Annotated in this window: 16 protein-coding genes and 1 tRNA gene; 3 read left to right on the top strand and 14 right to left on the bottom strand. The window is 45.0% G+C overall.

Features of this window, described 5'->3' with window-relative positions; all coding sequences use genetic code 11:
* Positions 1 to 211: 211 nt before the first annotated feature.
* The gene (locus B2089_RS10255; RefSeq protein ID WP_296325279.1) at positions 212 to 1,513 is read left to right on the top strand and encodes an HD domain-containing phosphohydrolase; all 1,302 of its coding nucleotides are present in this window, start codon (positions 212 to 214) and stop codon (positions 1,511 to 1,513) included.
* A gap of 31 nt (positions 1,514 to 1,544) precedes the next feature.
* On the opposite strand, the gene B2089_RS10250 is transcribed toward B2089_RS10255, so the two are convergent.
* The 8 genes from B2089_RS10250 to B2089_RS10215 all read right to left on the bottom strand — a co-directional run bounded on the left by B2089_RS10250 (position 1,545) and on the right by B2089_RS10215 (position 6,525).
* Positions 1,545 to 2,021: a DUF188 domain-containing protein gene (locus B2089_RS10250; RefSeq protein WP_296325276.1), complete on the bottom strand. Its 477-nt coding sequence runs from the start codon at positions 2,019 to 2,021 to the stop codon at positions 1,545 to 1,547.
* The gene (locus tag B2089_RS10245) at positions 2,021 to 2,347 is read right to left on the bottom strand and encodes a cell division protein ZapA (RefSeq protein ID WP_296325273.1); all 327 of its coding nucleotides are present in this window, start codon (positions 2,345 to 2,347) and stop codon (positions 2,021 to 2,023) included. Before B2089_RS10245 ends, B2089_RS10250 begins: the two co-directional genes overlap by 1 nt.
* 3 nt (positions 2,348 to 2,350) lie before the next feature.
* Entirely contained in the window at positions 2,351 to 2,935 is a 585-nt protein-coding gene (locus B2089_RS10240) for a cell division protein ZapB (RefSeq protein ID WP_296325266.1), read from the bottom strand.
* A gap of 27 nt (positions 2,936 to 2,962) precedes the next feature.
* A complete protein-coding gene (gene rplT, locus B2089_RS10235) occupies positions 2,963 to 3,322 on the bottom strand; it encodes a 50S ribosomal protein L20 (protein WP_296325253.1) in 360 nt (119 codons plus the stop codon).
* Positions 3,323 to 3,346: 24 nt separating this feature from the next.
* Complete coding sequence (rpmI, locus tag B2089_RS10230; RefSeq protein ID WP_296325251.1) at positions 3,347 to 3,547, bottom strand: 50S ribosomal protein L35; 201 nt, start codon at positions 3,545 to 3,547, stop codon at positions 3,347 to 3,349.
* Between the two features lie 63 nt (positions 3,548 to 3,610).
* On the bottom strand, positions 3,611 to 4,132 hold the full coding sequence (gene infC / locus B2089_RS10225) for a translation initiation factor IF-3 (protein ID WP_296325247.1): 522 nt from the start codon (positions 4,130 to 4,132) through the stop codon (positions 3,611 to 3,613).
* A 75-nt stretch (positions 4,133 to 4,207) separates the two neighbouring features.
* Positions 4,208 to 5,035: an SAM-dependent methyltransferase gene (locus B2089_RS10220; RefSeq protein ID WP_296325244.1), complete on the bottom strand. Its 828-nt coding sequence runs from the start codon at positions 5,033 to 5,035 to the stop codon at positions 4,208 to 4,210.
* Complete coding sequence (locus tag B2089_RS10215) at positions 5,032 to 6,525, bottom strand: glycoside hydrolase family 3 N-terminal domain-containing protein (protein ID WP_296325241.1); 1,494 nt, start codon at positions 6,523 to 6,525, stop codon at positions 5,032 to 5,034. The genes B2089_RS10220 and B2089_RS10215 overlap by 4 nt, the downstream gene beginning before the upstream one ends.
* A gap of 66 nt (positions 6,526 to 6,591) precedes the next feature.
* Between B2089_RS10215 and B2089_RS10210 the strand changes: the two genes are divergently transcribed.
* The gene (locus B2089_RS10210; protein ID WP_296325238.1) at positions 6,592 to 7,392 is read left to right on the top strand and encodes an SDR family NAD(P)-dependent oxidoreductase; all 801 of its coding nucleotides are present in this window, start codon (positions 6,592 to 6,594) and stop codon (positions 7,390 to 7,392) included.
* A gap of 373 nt (positions 7,393 to 7,765) precedes the next feature.
* On the top strand, positions 7,766 to 9,205 hold the full coding sequence (locus B2089_RS10205) for a nicotinate phosphoribosyltransferase (RefSeq protein WP_296325282.1): 1,440 nt from the start codon (positions 7,766 to 7,768) through the stop codon (positions 9,203 to 9,205).
* Here B2089_RS10205 and B2089_RS10200 read toward each other — a convergent pair whose 3' ends face one another.
* The 6 genes from B2089_RS10200 to B2089_RS10175 all read right to left on the bottom strand — a co-directional run bounded on the left by B2089_RS10200 (position 9,206) and on the right by B2089_RS10175 (position 17,467).
* Complete coding sequence (locus tag B2089_RS10200) at positions 9,206 to 9,739, bottom strand: hypothetical protein (RefSeq protein WP_296325235.1); 534 nt, start codon at positions 9,737 to 9,739, stop codon at positions 9,206 to 9,208.
* Between the two features lie 216 nt (positions 9,740 to 9,955).
* The gene (locus B2089_RS10195; protein WP_296325231.1) at positions 9,956 to 13,297 is read right to left on the bottom strand and encodes a hypothetical protein; all 3,342 of its coding nucleotides are present in this window, start codon (positions 13,295 to 13,297) and stop codon (positions 9,956 to 9,958) included.
* Complete coding sequence (uvrA, locus tag B2089_RS10190; RefSeq protein ID WP_296325228.1) at positions 13,297 to 16,221, bottom strand: excinuclease ABC subunit UvrA; 2,925 nt, start codon at positions 16,219 to 16,221, stop codon at positions 13,297 to 13,299. Before uvrA ends, B2089_RS10195 begins: the two co-directional genes overlap by 1 nt.
* 7 nt (positions 16,222 to 16,228) lie before the next feature.
* Positions 16,229 to 16,543 carry an AzlD domain-containing protein gene (locus tag B2089_RS10185; RefSeq protein WP_296325215.1) on the bottom strand — a complete coding sequence of 105 codons (315 nt, stop codon included), beginning with the start codon at positions 16,541 to 16,543 and terminating at the stop codon, positions 16,229 to 16,231.
* A complete protein-coding gene (locus B2089_RS10180; RefSeq protein WP_296325213.1) occupies positions 16,540 to 17,289 on the bottom strand; it encodes an AzlC family ABC transporter permease in 750 nt (249 codons plus the stop codon). The genes B2089_RS10185 and B2089_RS10180 overlap by 4 nt, the downstream gene beginning before the upstream one ends.
* A 105-nt stretch (positions 17,290 to 17,394) precedes the next feature.
* Positions 17,395 to 17,467: transfer RNA gene (locus B2089_RS10175), tRNA-Glu, on the bottom strand.
* Between the last annotated feature and the right edge of the window lie 62 nt (positions 17,468 to 17,529).

Raw genomic sequence — 17,529 nt, 5'->3', positions numbered from 1 at the left:
CGGGTGACAATGAATATATCACGCCGTCTTTTTTCTGTCAACACTTTGTTTTGTTTTTTTTCTTTTTTTTATGATTTTTTTTGTTTTTTTTATAAAAATTCTCGTTTCTACAATATGTTTAAAATATATACTTAAAAAAATTCAATTTTTCTAGACTATTTGAAATAATTAAATTATACTTTAGAATTGATGTAATTGATGTGGAAATAAAATGAAAAAACCTCTAAACGCAATAAAATTACAAAAAGTCTTCGAAACTGAAAAACTTCTCAATGAAATACGCGATACAGATGTCCTTTTGGAACGAATTCTTACAGAGGCGCGTGCTATCGCAAACGCAGACGCAGGTTCCATATATGTAATCGAAGATAAACAGCCGTCTTCGGTGCCAGCCATCGCATATGCAGACGAAGAGCATGCCTACAAAAATAAACTCCTCCGCATCAAGTACGCTCAGAATGACAGCCAAAAACCTTCTCGTCCTGACGCAAAATCTCCTTATGTATACTTTACGGTTCCCATCACAAAAACTTCTATAGCAGGTTATTGCGCTTGCACGGGAACAATCCTTAACATTCCAGACGCATACAATATTGAAGGTGACACACAATATAAATTCAACAGCAGTACAGACATCTCTACAGGATACAAAACGGTATCAATGCTCACTCTTCCGCTCATAACAAGCAGCGGTCAGACCTTAGGAGTTCTTCAAGTCATAAACGCAAAAGATGCAGACGGCTCGGTCATAGCATTCAGTACGGAATCTGTCGAATTCATAAAACAATTCGCTTCAAGCGTTACTCAGGCTCTTGAGCACACTTACCTCACGAGCAACATGATTAAGCGAATGCAGCGAATGGCAGAATTCCGAGACCCGAAAGAAACAGGAACACATGTCGAGCGCGTCTCGGATTTCTCCCTCGAAATTTATGACCAATGGGCGCTAAATCACAAGGTTGCGAAAGAAGAAAAAATGAAATTCCGAGATATTCTCAAAATCGCCGCAAAGTGCCACGATTTAGGAAAGGTCGGTATTTCAGATGTTATATTAAAAAAACCAGGTCCAGGTCGTTTCACAGACGAAGAAAGAGCAATTATGATGGGGCATACCTGCATAGGAGCGCAACTTTTCACCGAACCAGAATCTGAGATTGACATAATGGCACGAGATGTAGCCCTCCATCACCATGAATGGTGGGACGGAAGCGAAAAAGGATACCCCGGGCGCATCAATTACATGGAATACGAAATCGGACAGCCAATAAAAAAATGTCAGCCGCTCAAAGGGGAAGATATTCCACTTTCAGCACGGATTGTCGCAATCGCAGATGTATTTGACGCCCTTTCCCACAGCAGGGTCTACAAAGAGGCATGGTCAATTGATGACGCTTTTATGGAAATTCAAAGCCTTTCTGGAAAACAGTTTGATCCAGCCCTTGTACTTGCATTCCTTGAAGTAAAAGAACGAATTATTTCTATCAATGCTGCATACGAGCGCATGGAAAAATAAACACACACCTGCCAGAATTACAAAAACTTTCTTATTTCTTTATATTATAAACATCCGCGATAATATGTTTTTGCAGCTCTTCGCTAAAAACGGTCGAGAATTTCTTAAGCTCTTTTTCGCCGTAATAATTTTCTTTTCCGCCACCAAGCCCGATTTCTGCCATGTTAAGGGAAAACTCCCTTTCCCTTAATTTATCTGCAATATTATCTTTTGTAAAAACAAAGCCTCGATCATTCATCACCTTAATTTCTTTTTCTAGCAAGCGGGCCGCAAAGACAATATCTCTAGTCAGGACAATATCATTGTTCCCACAATGGGAGAGTATATAATTATCAGCGGCATCTTTTTCTTTTTTACAGAGAATCATTCGCACTGTTTTTTCAGATTTAATTTCATGATTTGCGACAAAAACAAGGGGAACCATTTTCGAAGAAGCATGTGATACAGCAAAAGAACGAGCCTTTACAGGAAAAGAATCGGCGTCCACCCAGACAGAAAATTTGAACATTATTGCAAAGCCTTCTCAATCTTCTCTATCATCATTTTGGTAAGACGCTCGGCTTCGTTGCGTTCATTCTCATCGGCAAAAATTCCAGAAACATCAGCCCCCTCACCTTTCGCAAGCTGCGCCTTAGACTTTTCCTTGTACAATTCATCACAAAGCATAATTCCTGCAAGAGAAGAGATTTGAAGCGGATTTTTTAACGCTCCATTATTCTGAATTCGCTCGATAATTTTTTTATAATAACCGAGAAGTTTGTGAAGATACTCATCACTCTCATTCACTTGAATGACGAAAGATGGATCAAAGACATCAATTTGAAGTGAACCCATAGATTAGAAGATATCAAACATAGGTTGCTGAGAAGAACCTGCGGATTGTTCTGAGGAATCTCCAGACTGACTTACCTGCGAGCTTTCGTTTACCGGAGATTCTTCACCGAATTCAAAATCAACATCAGGCGTAAGAGAATCAGGAGACCGCCCTACAGTCTGAACAGAAGACTCATCGACCGACATGAGACTTTCCGCTTGAGAAGCAACAGTTTTTCTGTCAGAAGCAACCGCCTGAGACTCTGAAAAAACTGGCTCTGGCACAGGTATTTGGTCTTCAGAATTTGAAACAGGTGCACTCTGAATTTGAGTCACCTGACTTGAAACAGAAGGGCTCTGTGTCGCCGAAGCCTGAAGAACGACATTCTCCACGGCATTGAGACGGCTCAGAGCCTTTAAGATTCCCTCTTCGATCTTGCTCTGATTAGACTCAAAAGATGAAAACTGCTCCGATTTTGCCTCGAGTGCATTTGAAAGCTCTGCACATTTACTACGCAAAGCAGCATTCTCAGCATTAAGCTGTTCAATTTTTTTAACAGCGCTTTCAACCTTTTCTTCCAATAACAGAACTTGATCGAATGAAATCATAAATTTTCCTTTTTTAGTAAAAAAGAATTACGCTTCAAGAGCTTTTTTTGCAGCCTCAACGACTGCTTTGAAAGCTGCAGGATCTTCAATAGCGAGGTTTGAGAGAGCCTTGCGGTTCAATGTGATACCTGCTTTGTTGAGACCGTTGATAAAGCGTGAGTATGAAAGACCTTCCTCACGAACTGCTGCGTTGATACGGGCAATCCACAACTGGCGGAAATCACCTTTGCGGTCGCGGCGGTCAACATAAGCGTGGCGGAGAGCCTTTACTACTGCGTCTTTTGCTGCCTTGTAGTTTGTTCCACGGCGCCCTGTAAAACCGCTAGCAAGCTTAAGAATCTTTGCACGGCGGTTATTTCGTTTTGTTCCATCTACTGCTCTAGACATTCTTTACTCCTTATAACCTTAAAATCAACCGTACGGAAGCAACTGCTTGCGGATTTTTGCTGAAGAATCCTCAGAAAGGATACCTGCGTGGCGAAGATGCATCTTTCGTTTTGCTGATTTTTTCGTCAAAATATGGCGAAGATTCATCTTCTTGTACTTAATTTTGCCTGAACCAGTAAGAGTGAATCTCTTAGCTGCGGCTTTCTTTGTCTTCATTTTTGGCATTTGAGCCACCTCTTTTTGTAACTAAAGTACTTCCTATTCAAAGGAAAGATTTAAGACTTTAGGTTATTTGGCCTTGGCATTTAATGTCATAGACATAAATCGCCCTTCCATTGCGGCAGGCTTTTCGATTGAGTATGAACCTTCGACAAGCCTTTTCAATACTTCGTTCAGAACATCGTAGCCGAGTTCGGTATGGGCAAGTTCACGACCGCGGAAACGGATTGTGACTTTAACCTTATCACCTTCGTCAAGGAATTCCTGAACATGTTTTGCCTTAGTATCAAGGTCGCCTGCGCCGATTTTTGGCTGCATACGAATTTCCTTAAGCTTAAGGGCTTTATTGGCCTTGCGGGAATCACGGAGCCTTTTTTCCTGCTCGAACCGATACTTGCCATAGTTAAGAATTTTACAAACCGGCGGATTTGCGTTTGGCGAAACTTCTACAAGGTCAAGATCTCGATCTTTTGCAAGTTCGAGGGCTTCTCGCGTGGAAATTATTCCATTTCTTCCCCCTTCTTCGTCAACAAGTCTGACCTCTCGTACACGAATCTGTTCATTGATTCGCAACCCTTTTGAATCTGCCAACATTCCTCCTTGTGTTCATAAAAAACACTAATGCAAATATGTCTTTAGATAATATCAAAATATTCGGGACTGTGTCTAGTGATTTTTCTTTAAAAGACAAAAATAAAGAGGTCCGGCGCCATTGGCTTTATCTGGCAGAATGTGAGCGCCGAATTTCGTGTTTTCGTAGTCGGGAAGTTCAGAATCAGTAAAATCTTTATAGTTGAGGGAAATTTCTGGCTGACAGACTTGCACATCATCGAATTTCTTGAGAAGTTTCTCGATTACATTGTCATTTTCTTCAGGGGAAAGGGCACAGGTCGAATATAGAAGAAATCCATCAGGCCGCAACATTCTCCATGCTGACGACAAAAGCGCCCACTGAGCCATTGAAAGCGTTTTGATGCGGGAAGGCGACCACTCTGAAAGATATTTTTCGTCCGCAAGTACATGCCTTTCTGAAGAACAGGGAGCATCGAGGAGAATCGCGTCAAAAGAAGCCTCGTTTGCCTTGCACATGACCGCACCGTCCTTGCAAATCACCTGCACCCGCTCCTGCACGGACTCAGGCAGACAGTCGCGCACTGTATTTAAAAGCCGACTTTTGCGCTCCGGGGAGCGTTCGTTTGAGAGAAGATTTGCGCCCGCATTCATGTTCGAGGCAAGAATCAGGGTTTTTCCGCCGGGAGCCGCGCACAAATCAAGGATATCGGTCGCATTTTCAAGGGGAAGAGAGACAGCCGCCCTCACAGAGCCTGAATCCAGAAAGTAGGATTTTTCTCCGCCAGCCTTCCATTCGGCATAATCTGGCTCAAGAGAGAAAGCTTTTTTTATGGAAAGCCAGCGCACGCCAAAGAGATTTGAGTAATAAGAGTCGAATCCTTCCGCGCCGGAAAGTTTTTTGTTACGGTCTTTTTGTTTCATTTTGACATCTCAAAGGCTTTCATGCCGGCCTTATAATCATCATCGAATTTTTTTAGGTCAAATTCCTTGTAATTCGGGTTCACGCGTAAGGTGAAAGCCGGGATTTTTTCGTTGCTCGTTGGGAGGAGCGAGTTTTTCATTTGAGATTTTTCCTCTGCTCCATCGTCCATTTCAATCAGCTCAAGGATTCCAGCCTTAATTTTGTAGCGGATTACATTCTCGGCGGCGCGGTTTATTTCTTTAGCGAAGTCCGGGTCTTCTTTTGCCTTTGAAAGAAGGATACCTGCCACGCCTCCGAAACGCTTTTCTGAGAGCATGATTACATCCACGCCGGCTTTGATTGACTCAAGGGCGGCTTTTTCCGGCGGATAGCCGTTCTTTGCCAGCGCACCCATGAAAATATCATCTGAAAATACCAGCCCCGTAAATCCGAACTGCTTTTTTGCGACCTCCTGAATCCAATAGGAAGAAAAACAGGCAGGGCGTTTAAGATTTTCCCGAAAATTTTCGCCTTGAGCAGGACTTTCTTCTGGAAGAACAATAGCGTGGCTCATAAGCATGGCCGTTGATTTAGGAAGGAGGACTTCAAATGGCTTTAAATATGAATCCCACTCCCCTGTACTATATTCAATTTTGGGAAGACCGATATGAGGATCCGCGTTGGAATTTCCGGGGAAATGCTTTAAGACCACGGCGATTTCATTCTCTTCGTAAGAGTTGATGGCAACTTCTCCGTAAGAAAGGACAGCCTCAAGATTTCCGAAAGAACGGGTATCCAGAAAATCCTGATTTTTTTCGGTCAAAACCTCAATCACAGGGGCAAGATTCATGTGAAAACCGAGATTTTTCATCTGGCGGGCCTGAGCCGAATACAGGGCAGACGCGCCTTCAAGGGAAAAGGAATCGGCGACTTTTTTCTGCGCCCAGAGCACGCTGGTAAGCCCGCGAAGCCGGTTCACATCCCCGCCCTCCTGATCGACTGCGACATAAGGGGGCAGATTCTCGTTCTCAAGATAAAAATCACGAATTGACTTGATGTATTCAAAAGTTTCAAGGGGATCTTTCGAGATATTATAAGAAAAAAGAAGCACACCGCCGGGCACAAGTGGATTTCCCTCGCCTGCCTTTCCGTATAGAGAGCCAGTTTTTTCGACGGCAGAATATTTCTGATTCCCCTCGATGTTCACGAGAAAAAGCTGGGAGATTTTTACTTCGTCGGAAAGAGAAGAGACATATTCTGAAATGGCGGCATTTTTCGCATTCTGAATTGCCTCCTCCAGCCGGGCAAGTTCCAAAAGACGCTGAGCTTCAATTTCTTCCGGCGAGAGCTTTTTGCTGCAGGAAAGCAAAGAAAATACAATTAGAAGTAAAAAGCCCACACGGATGTGGGAAAAAGACGGAAAAACCGCAAGTTTTTTGCAAAAAAAACTTGTCGCGACAGGATGTCGCATGACGCTGATGAACGCAGATGAACGCGGATGATTTTTCATGGCTTTGATTCTACATTTTTTTTTAATTCGTGTCTCTAATTCATCTTTTTGTGCTATAATCTTCTCATGCGAAAGATTACGATTATTACGGGCGCAAGTTCCGGCATGGGCGCGGAATTTGCACGGCAGATTGCAAGGGACGAAAAAACAGAAAGCAGCGAGATTTGGCTTTTTGCCCGAAATAAAGAAAAACTTGAGTCGGTCAAAGATGAAATTAAAGGGGATTTTCCTAATGTCAAAATTGTTCCCATGAATCTTGCGGGAAAGGAAGGAGTCGCACTTTTCAAGACCTTTCTTGCCACAGAGAAGATTTCCGGCCCTTATGAAATCGACATGCTGGTGAACAATGCGGGATTCGGCACTTACGGAGAATTCGCCAGCACTCCACTGGAAAAGGAACTTGAGATGATTGATTTAAACTGCACGGCTCTCACAGGCCTTTGCGGTGCGGTTCTGCCCTTTTTGCGCGAAGGCTCTTCGATTATCAATGTGGCATCCCTTGCGGCCTTTCTGCCTTTAGGGAATTTCGCGGTCTATGCGGCCACAAAAGCATACGCCCTGTCATTCTCGGTGGCACTTTCGGCTGAGCTGAAAGACAAAAAAATCCGAGTGAGCGCCCTCTGCCCCGGAAGCGTGAGCACTGACTTTGCGAATGTGGCCTCAAACGGAGCAAGAAAAGAAGTTCTCCACGGAAAAGACCCGGTCGCCGTAGTCGCCCACTGCCTTAAAAAAGCAAGGCGGGGCAAGAAAATCATATTATGGTCGGCAAAGTGGAAATTCACCGCTTTTATGAGCCGCTTCGTAGGAAGATACCTTGGAGCAAGATTCACTTTCAAGTACAACAAACGGCCTAGCGAGTGGCGGTGAAAGGGCTGTTCACTAACATGGCAAGGGCATTATAACTTTTTCTGCCTAAAAAATGGCTCCCAGTCGTAAAAACGACTTATCGGGACCGCAGGCTCGCCTGCTACATGCGTTTTGTGCTTGTAATTATATACATTTGCCGCTTTCGCGGCAGCACAAAAGCGAACCTTCCCGTAAGTCGTTTTACTCCTTCGCGCCATTTTTAATACAAATACAATATAATGTCCTTGCCCTGGGAGACTTCCCCCTTCCATAAAAATTCACTAAAATGCTTAAAGATGTCGGTTTTTATCGCTTATGAAGTCGGTAAACGCTGGAGAACAACATCTTTCAATTTTAAAGAGGTAAATTTATGGCAGAACCACAAAAAAGCGTTATCACAAACAACGCCCTTTTCACCGACTTCTACGAGCTTACAATGGCTCAGGGCTACTGGAAAAACAAGATGAACCATCAGGTCGTCTTCGACATGTTCTTCCGCAGACAGCCTTTCAACGGCGGATTTTCCGTATTCGCAGGTCTTGAGAACCTTATCGACGCAATCACGGACTTCACTTTCGGCGAGGACGACATCGCCTACCTTCGAAGCCAGAACATTTTTGAGGAAGGATTTCTAGAATTCCTCAAGGATTTCCGCTTTACCGGCGACATGTACGCTTTTGAGGAAGGTTCAATCATCTTCCCACAGGAGCCGATTGTCAGAATCCACGCGAATTTAATCGAAGCCCAGATTGTAGAGGGGCTCATTCTCAACATCATCAACTTTCAGAGCCTTATCGCCACAAAAACGGCCAGAGTCTGGCTGGCAAGCAAAAAAGGCGGAATCATGGAATTCGGACTTCGCCGCGCCCAAGGGCCAGACGGCGGCATGAGCGCAACAAGGGCGGCCTTTATCGGAGGCGCGGCTGGAACAAGCAACACTCTGGCAGGAAAAATCTACGGAATCCCGGTCATGGGAACTATGGCTCACTCCTGGATTATGGCTTTTCCATCAGAACTGGAGGCTTTCCGTGCCTATGCGAAAATTTACCCCACAAACGCAGTCTTCCTGATTGACACTTACGATACTCTCCGCTCAGGCATAAAAAACGCAATCATCGCGGGCCGTGAGCTTGTGGAAAAGGGATACAACTTCGGCGTCCGCTTGGATTCTGGGGACATCTCTTATCTCACGAGGGAAGTCCGAAAGGAACTGGACAAGGCAGGCTTCCCGCAGGCAAAAATCTGCGTATCGAACGAGCTTACCGAAGAAATCATCGAAACGCTGGTTCAGCAGGACACCCCGATTAACTCATGGGGCGTCGGCACCCACATGGTAACAGGCGGAAACGAGGCCAGCTTCACCGGCGTTTACAAACTGGGAGCCCGCCACGACGAGGCCACTGGCGAAATGAAAGCCGCCATGAAATTCAGCGATAATCCCGAAAAGAACACAAATCCTGGAATCAAGAATGTTTACCGGCTCTATGACGCAGATGGCAACGCAAAGGCAGACATCATCGCACTGGAAAACGAAAAAATCGAAAGCGGCAAGGAATACCGCTACTATCACCCCATGGTGGATTACCGCCAGTTCACTTTCACGGCGGCAAAGGTTGAGCCCCTTCTCAAAAAAGTGGTCTCAGGCGGAAAGCGCGTCGGCGAAAAAATCAGCGAGGCAGAGGTTTTGCGCAAGGCAAGGGAAACAATGCAGAAGCAGCTTGAAAGCTTCGACGGCTCATACAAGCGCATCCTGAACCCCCACATCTACAAAGTCTCCCTCACCGAGGCAATGAAAGAGCTCAAGATGGAATTCATCAAGGCGCGGATTCAGTAATCAGCGCAAAAACAATCTGTAAAAACCTTTCCGCGTTCGCACAAGTTCCATAGTGCAACGCGGGATTTCCTCAAAACATTTTCTTAACTTTGAAAGATATGCATAAGCGACATTCTTTCGGATTTTTTCTGACTCCGCAGAAATATGCAGTTTCTTTTCAATTTCTCTGATTGATATGTCCCTATCGTTATTTTTATATAAAAAACTAAGAAGATTGTAGGCGACAGGGGGAAGTTTGTTAGTCTGGCGAATTTTCTCAAGCAGGCTGCCTTTCTCATCATTATTTGAATAAAAATACTTCAAGTCATCACATTCCATTGCGGCACTTATCTTTCTGAAAATCGGAATCAGGGGATGTAAGAATGGACTGTCATATTTGAACTCATTCTCAGAAAGCCAAAAATTGACTCTTTCTTTTTCACTTTTCGCATAATCACAAAGCAATATCAGCGGGATTTTCAAATTTTTTGAATCCAGCAAATTAAAAATCAAATCAGAAAATCCCTTGTTCTCTTCATATTCTAGAAAAATCATATCCGCGGAGCACTCGTCCAAAACAAGTTCCCGAAGAAGAATCAGAGAATTTTCACAGTAGCGTATCGAATCCCCTTCCTCACCGATACGACCGTATAATATATCAAAAAATTTTTTACTTTTTCCAGAACATATATAACGCACAATCTAAAAATCGGCATGTTTTAGGACAAAATTGAGAAATATTTAGATTTTTCCGTACAAAAAAAACGGAAATTATTTCGGATTAAGTTGCCATTCTCCATATTCATCGACAATCTGAGTCTTCATGCTGGAAAGAGGTCGCCACACAACGCTGATTGAAAAATAGGGGCTGAAATCATAGTAAGAATGCTCTCCGTCACCAGAATAGCCTTTTGTGGAAGTTGTCATAAGCCGAGGTTTTACACTGAAAGAGCAGTTCAAGTCCCAATCGTCTAGCTCATGGGTGACCTCAACTTTCAGAGTCTGAAGCTTGAATGCGCTGGATTTTCTAAGCGATTCGTCATCAAAACGGAAGGAATCCATCAAATCCTGTATAACATTTCTCTCGCCCTTGCCGCTATATTTGTCAACATATTCTGAGTCAGAGCAGAAATATCTGTAAATGACGCTGTTTTTTGACTCCATGCTGAATGTGATATTAAGGAAATTATTTATTTTGAATGTAAGAGCTGGAATAATTTTAAAGTAACTGCTTGTCGGGCGAAGAAAATCATAGACGATACTTGTGGAAATAGAAGGGGCGGCTGAAATCCTGTCAGCCCAATGCTTAAAAGTCTTGTTTCCGCTTACATAGGCAAGGCTAAACTGGTAAGGTTGAAATTCTTTGTCAGACTTGATTTTCCAACCTTTTTTCGATTCAAAATCATAGCCTGCCACATAAGAAGCCGTATAAGCAGCCTGCAAACCATAGCCAGACAAGGCAAATTTCAATGAATCATGTTCTTCATTTTCCCAGTCGTAAACATAGGATTGAGTAAATTTGAGTTTGCTTGCCAGCATATTTATACTGAGGGACTGCGTGAAATTTTCCTTTATCCATGTCTCATCGGTAGAGCTTTTCTGTTTTACGCCCGCTCCCGCTGAAAGGACAATATAAGGAAATCCGAGGGTAAGTGCTCCTTTATACTCATCAACCTGAGGAGGAAGTGTCGTTGTAAGAGAAAGAGTTTGATAAACTTTTTTATTGAATTCATTTGCACCAAGAACAAGATTTAAGTTATGAACAGTGACACAATCCTCGTCAGTCAAATCAGTCGTAAGGTATTCCCATTCTGCCTGAGGATCGGATGAATTTGCGTCAGCACCAGTGTATTTCATCCTGACCATTTTAATTGTCGTGTTCCATGTAAGCGAGGTTTCTGAAAAATGCTCTGTATAATAAAATGGCCTTAATGAAAGTGCATTTACATCCGTTAAATCCATTTTCCGTGCAGAATAATCAGTTTTTTTGACGGATTTTGCGGAACTTTCCGTGTAGCCTCCCTGAGAAGAAGTATCGGTTATTTTCAGGTATGGGTGATTCTGATAAAGCGGCTCAAAAGTAAAAGTATCCGTTAAAGAAAGAAAACTATCTTTGAAGGCGATTTTGCTCGTAAGAACGGTCGGGGATTTAATCTGTACATAGCTTGATTGCATGTCATTCCAATTAAAATCTTCCGGCGTACCGAGTATTTCTGGAGAATAAGAAAATTGTGATGTAAAATCTGGAGAAACAGAATAGCCCAATGAATAGGAAAGTAAGCTGATATCCGTGACGGAAAAGTTCGGCGTAGTCAGCAAAGGAAGATAAGAATCAGCAAGCACCGGAGAATTCTTATCTTCTGGCAAGGGCGAAGAAGACTCCTCTTCAACAGTCGCATCTATTGTTTCAGAAGCAGAATTTTCTTCAGACGAAATTTCTTTAGGCGCCACGAGTTTTAGCCCATCTTTCTCGTTTTTATCAGTAGGATTGCTCTTAAAAGGCAACTGAATCAGCGTTCCGGCGATTTTTCCGCTAAACTTGAACGGCGTCACCTGAGACGGATAATAGAATTTTCGTTCTGGAGTGTAAGTTATCCAATTTGAATCAGACTGATACCTCGAATCTTTTGAAAGTTCCGCTTTTTTTTCATTTTCTGAAAGTCCATTATATAATGCGATAGATGAAAATACGATTGACGAGCTGAATGATGAAAGGGAGAGTGTTGTAATATAAGGGTTTATCAGATCCGGGATTTTGAGAGAATAAGAACCGTTGAGACTCCATGTAAAAGAAGATGTCTCGCTGACAGTCACCTCATCAGTGGCAGAAGATGCATCCACTCCGTTCATAGCGAAATCAATCCAGTCCATCGTTTCGGCACGAGTGTTAAAATCGTAGGTAAAATAAGGGTCAGAATAAATCGGCATTGAAAAAGTGAGCGAAAAAGGCTTTGCAATCGTGAATTTGAGATTCGCCTGATAACGGAAAGGAACTTCGATTCCCATGAAATTCGACTTATCGCTTATGACTTCGCCAGAAGCATTTTTTGCAAGGTAAAGCGAATCATTCCTGAAAATAGTGTTCGAAAATCCAAGTTCCAGGTTTGTATTAAGGCTCGTGAGGACAGAGTTAGGCGCAAAAACACCGTCAAATCCGACCATCGCACCCATATTCGCATAATAATCAGCCATGACCTTAAAATATTTGGAGGTATCCCCCTTGAAATCCTCATCAAGATTATGAAGAACAAGCCCTTCTCTCTTCTGCTCTTTCATTGAGTTCGTATTCATAAGACTGAAAAAATTGATTTTATCGTCACTTGAGCTAGAACTTGAGCTACTGGAATTTAATTTGGTATTGATATCAGCAGAACTAAGCGCATCAGATTTTTTTCTCCCGTAGAGATATGTTGTTGTGTTGATATAATATCCTTCACGATGTCTGTAACCAAAAGCAGGATTAAAAATCAATTCGTCCTTAGGATAGTAAAAGGCAGGAAGATAAAGCAGGGGCACATGACCGACAAAAAGCCTTGCATTCAAGAAAGCGAATTCACCGCCGGGTAAAAGCCAGATTCGTGAAGCCTTGATGCGCCAGTGGGGATTTTCGTCATCACAGAAAGTTAGTTCGCCTGACTTAAAGGCAATTGTGCCGCCAGAGTCACGCCCGAAAACATCACTTGCAACGATAAGAGTTGAGCCTGAGGGAAGGTTGATTGCATCGCTTGAAGTCTGCACGGCTCGTCCATTGTCGAAAACGCCTTCAAGGGTGGCCGTGTTAAAAAGAAGACTTGAGGCCGTGATTGTCTCGCCGCCGGAACTACCGCCGCTTTGGGTGAGGGAAACGCTGCCCTCTGCGTAAAGCATTTCTGTGGCACGGTTGTAATTGATTCGCTCGGCGTTAATTGTAGTTTTGGAGCTTCCCCTGCTGACGGAGATTTTGACATTTCCTGTGAGAACGATGCAGTCTTCGCCCGAAATGGCGTCTTTTGTATTCTCAACTTTCTGCGCCTGATCGATAGAAATCACGGATTTTTCCCTCTCCACGCCAAAAAGCGGAAGAGAAAAAAGAGAGAAAATCAAAAAAACAAGCACAAAAAAACTTTTATTCATTACCTGTGAGCGTGTGCCAGGGTCTGTTCGATGAACTTTCCTGTATAGCTTCCTGTCGTCTGCCAGCGGGAGGCCACTTCCTCAGGGGTGCCGGTGTCTACGATTTGACCGCCCTTGTTTCCACCGTCTGGTCCCAGGTCGATTATGTAGTCGGCCTGAGCGATTACATCAAGGTTATGCTCAATCATCACGACGGAGTTGCCTTTATCAACAAGCCGCTGAATCACTTCCATGAGGACTTTTACATCCGCAAAGTGAAGACCCGTTGTCGGCTCGTCCAAAATATAAAGCGTTTTTCCCGTGGAAGGCCGGGCAAGTTCCGTGGCAAGCTTTACCCGCTGAGCCTCGCCGCCACTCAAAGTGAGGGCAGACTGGCCGAGCTGGATGTAGCCCAAGCCCACGCTCTTTAGGGTCTCAAGCTTACGGGAAATATGCGGAATGGAATTGAAGAAATCCGCCGCCTCTTCGATTGTCATATTGAGGACATCGGAAATATTCTTTCCCTTGTAGCGCACATCCAGAGTCTCCTGATTGAAACGGTGGCCGTGACAGACATCGCACTGAATGAAAACATCAGGCAGGAAGTTCATTTCGATGGTAATCGTTCCCGCTCCCTGACAGTTTTCGCAGCGGCCGCCCTTCACATTGAAGCTGAAACGCCCCGATTTGTAGCCGCGGGCCTTTGAGTCAGGAAGGGAAGCAAAAAGTTCCCTTATACTGTCAAAAACACCCACATAGGTGACCGGGTTACTTCTAGGTGTGCGGCCGATTGGGCTCTGGTCGATGTTGATTACCTTGTCGATGTGTTCGATTCCAGTGATTGAGTCGTGCTCACCTGCCTTGTAATCGGTTCGCATAAGGGTATTTGACACCACAGGATAAAAAACATCGCTTAAAAGGGTGGATTTTCCGCTTCCAGAAACGCCCGTGATGCAGGTGAAAGTTCCCAAAGGAATGTCCACGCTGATATTTTTAAGATTATGCTCCCGCACGCCCTTGATTGAAATGAAATTACCGTTACCCTTCCGCCTTTCCTTTGGGAGAGCCATATAAAGAGTGCCTTTAAGATACTGGCCGGTAATGCTTTCGCTCACTTCCATGACCTGAGAAGGAGTTCCCGAAGCGATGACATTTCCGCCGTGAACGCCGGCTCCAGGTCCTATGTCAACGAGCCAGTCCGCAGTCCGCAAAGTCTGCTCGTCATGCTCCACAACGATGACCGTATTTTTTAAATCCCTGAGATAAGTGAGGGTTTCGATAAGCCGCTCATTGTCCCGCTGGTGAAGTCCTATTGAAGGCTCGTCAAGGATGTACATTACGCCGGTCAATCCGCTTCCAATCTGGGTGGCAAGTCTGATTCGCTGAGCCTCACCGCCTGATAAAGTGCCGGCAGACCGCTCCAAAGTAAGGTAATCCAAGCCCACATTTTTCAGGAAAGAGAGGCGGGCCTTTATCTCTTTTAGAATTTGGGAAGCGATAAGTTTTTCGGTTTCGGTCAGCTCCAGTTTTTCGATAAAATCAAGGCTTTCGATTACGCTCAAGCCGCACAAGTCGATGATGTTCTTGCCATTTTTTCCGCCGAGAGTGACGCCCAGTGCCTCTTTTCGAAGGCGCTTTCCGTGGCAACAGGTACACTCAGACACCGACATAAAACGCTCTTCCATGCGGACCCGCTGGGCTTCACCCCAGGCCTCGTTGTGACGACGCTTCATGTCAGCCCAAACGCCGATCCAAGGCCGCTTGTACTCAGAATAGCCCTCGCCGCTCTGCTTCTGGTAAATCCAGTGCATGATTTTTGAGTCGTCGCCCTGCCAGAGGAAATTTTTCTGCTCTTCGCTCAAATCCTTAATTGGAGTGTCAAGGGAAAATCCGCCGGTCTCGGCAACAGCTCCGAAAAGAGAGCGGTTCCACTCGCTGTCGGGATTGTAGAAAGGAAAAGCACCCTCGTTAAAGGAAAGAGACTCGTCCGGAAGGATTTTTTTTGCGTCCCATTCCATTTTTTCGCCGATTCCCGTACATTCCGGGCAGGCACCAAAGGGATTGTTGAATGAGAAAAGCCGTGGCTGCAATTCAGGGATAGAAATTCCGCAATCAGGGCAGGCATTTTTCTGGCTGAAAAAGACTTCTTCTTCGTGCCAGCCCTTCTCGCTATCGTCCTCCACCCGCCGCAAAACCACTATTACTCCGTTTGAGCTTTGCAAGGCCGCCTCAACGCTTTCTGCAAGACGCTTGCGAGAATCTTCCTTGATTGCGATTCGGTCAACGACGATTTCGATTGTGTGCTTTTTCTGCTTGTCAAGTTTGATTGAATCGTCCAGCTCCACCATAAGGCCGTCGATTCTGGCACGGACAAAACCCGACTTCTGGGCATCCTCGATGATTTTCTGATGCTCACCCTTTTTCCCCCGGATGACAGGAGCCAAAAGGGTTATGCGACTTCCCTCTCCCCAGGACATAATGGTGTCGATAATCTGGTCTTCGCTCTGTTCTTTGATTTCTCGTCCGCAGTTAGGACAGTGGGCGTGGCCAATTCTGGCGAAAAGAAGACGGTAATAATCGTAGATTTCAGTGACCGTGCCCACGGTTGACCGGGGATTATTGTGAGTGGTTTTCTGTTCGATGGAAATTGCAGGAGAAAGCCCCTCGATTAAATCCACATCAGGCTTATCCATGCTGCCCAAAAACTGCCGGGCGTAGGAAGAAAGGCTTTCCATGTAACGGCGCTGGCCCTCGGCAAAAAGCGTGTCAAAAGCAAGGGAAGACTTGCCGCTTCCTGAAAGACCTGAAATAACGACCAGCTTGTTGCGGGGAATCTCCACGGAGATGTTTTTGAGATTGTGCTCCCGTGCCCCTTGAATGACGATTTTTTCGCCATCAACGCGATGTATATTCTTGAATGAGTAATTTTTTTCTGACCTTTCCACGAGATAATTATATCAAATTTCCCAGCCATTCGGCAACAAAGGCCACAAGGCAGCATGCAATGGCTACAGGGAAAAGCCCCGCCCCAAAGAAAGCGAGCAGGACTCCCACCACAAGAGCCGCCAGCCCCGCAATCTCCGAGCCGGTCGCCTGAATAATGGCAGGAAAAGTCATCACCGAGAGAGTAACATAAGGAACATAATACAAAAAAGAGCGGATAAAGCGATTCTCAATAGGCTTCCGAATCAAAGTAAGCGGCAGCACACGAATCAAATAAGAGACAAACCAGGCCGTAAAAATGTATATGTAAATATTTCCTGTCATTTTTCTTCTTCCTCAACCGGCTTCAAATAGGCCAGCACAGCCGAAATGGCCACCGTCAGGATTATCGTCCTGTTACCGCTGGAAAGCTCCCTCACGAAGGGCAGAATCGAAAATCCCCAGCTCAAGGCGAAACTCACTGCCACGGCGGCGGCAATTGTCATGTTCTTTTTGGCAGGGGGAATGATAATGGCGATGAACATGCCGTAAAGGGCCACCGAAAGAGCGTTCACCACCATGACAGGAAGCATGTTTCCCGCGATAATCCCCAAGGAAGTGCCTATGCTCCACAAGGGAACCGCCACAGCCATAGCACCGTAATTATAGAAAGGATTCAGCGCGCCAGTTTGAGCAATGGACACGCCGAAAATTTCGTCCGTGATTCCGAAAGCGACAAAAAAACGGTGGAAAAAAGGCGTTTCAGGGGAAATCCGCTGGCTCAAAGCACAGCTCATCAAAAGATAGCGGGCATTTACCACAAAAGTAATCAGCGCGACCTCAAAATAAGTGACCAGCTGCTCAATGGCCGTAAAAAGCGCATACTCCCCCGCCGAAGCTAGGTTAAACCAGCTGGCCACAAAGCCCTGTACGGGATTCAGCCCCGCCTTTCTGGCCACAATGCCCAAAGAAAAGGAAACCGCAAAATAGCCAAGACCGATTGGAATGCCAGCCGCAAGACCATTCAAAAAAGCAGATTTATTATTCATAAGCAAAATCAACTCGCCGCCGCTGTTCTCTGGCTCACTCACGCCCGGTCGTCCGCTACGCTTCCGACTGCCTGCGGCATTGCTCCATAGCGGTGCGGCATTCACCGTTAAATAAAAAAATCTCGACCTGAGCCGAGATTTCTTCCATAGCCACTACGGGAGTCGAACCCGTCTCTCCGCCTTGAGAGGGCGGCGAACTAAACCGATATTCGAAGCGGCCGAAAGGCTTGTGCCTTAAAAAAAATAGCTGACTTTTGTCAGCTTAGTTCCCCAAGGAGGATT

The sequence above is a fragment of the Treponema sp. UBA3813 genome (assembly GCA_002368605.1).
GTDB lineage: Bacteria > Spirochaetota > Spirochaetia > Treponematales > Treponemataceae > Treponema_D.
Note: the sequence above shows the minus strand (reverse complement) of the source record. Positions and strands in the feature narration are given on the sequence as shown.